This is a genomic window from Vibrio sp. 1249-1 (assembly GCF_033340495.1).
In genome coordinates, this window is sequence record NZ_JAWOWJ010000773.1 from 1 (window position 1) to 614 (window position 614).

General features: G+C 42.7%; 1 protein-coding gene. It reads left to right on the forward strand.

The genetic code is table 11. The features are described 5' to 3' along the window. Positions 1-71 precede the first annotated feature (71 nt). On the forward strand, positions 72-614 hold a 543-nt coding region (locus R7Z50_RS28845), incomplete at its 3' end, for an IS110 family transposase (RefSeq protein ID WP_318149926.1).

Below are 614 nucleotides of genomic sequence, written 5' to 3' on the forward strand. Positions count from 1 at the left end.
AACTCCACGCACCACACTCGAATAGTCTTCTGGGTCTCGAGCCCGCATTTGCAAGCAAGAGTTAGCTTATTATGAATACAAACACACTTCAAAACATTAATGTCGGCGTTGATACTGGTACGTCACAATTAGACATCTACATCCGACCACTCGATATTTACTTCACTGTCCCGAACACCGAAAAAGGCATCAGCGATGCCATAAAAACCATTAAGAAACACAAACCTCAACGTGTCGTCATCGAAGCTACAGGTCGATTAGAAATGCCTTTTATACTCGCCTGTGACAAAGCCAAATTACCTTATGTTATTGCCAACCCACTACGTATTAAAAGGTTTGCTGGTGCAATTGGTCAACGAGCTAAGAACGACCGTTTAGATGCCGCTCTCATCGCACATTATGCCGAACGTGTTCAGCCAGAACTGACCAAACTAAAAAGCGAAAACATACGCCTTATGAGTGACTTAGTCACAAGGCGTAACCAGCTACTCACCATGCAAACCATGGAAAGAAACCGACTACAAATATTACCTAAGAATATCTCGTCTACGATTACCCCTATCCTTACCGCCCTGAAAAATCAGATTGAAAAAGTAGAAGCAAAGATAGCGAAA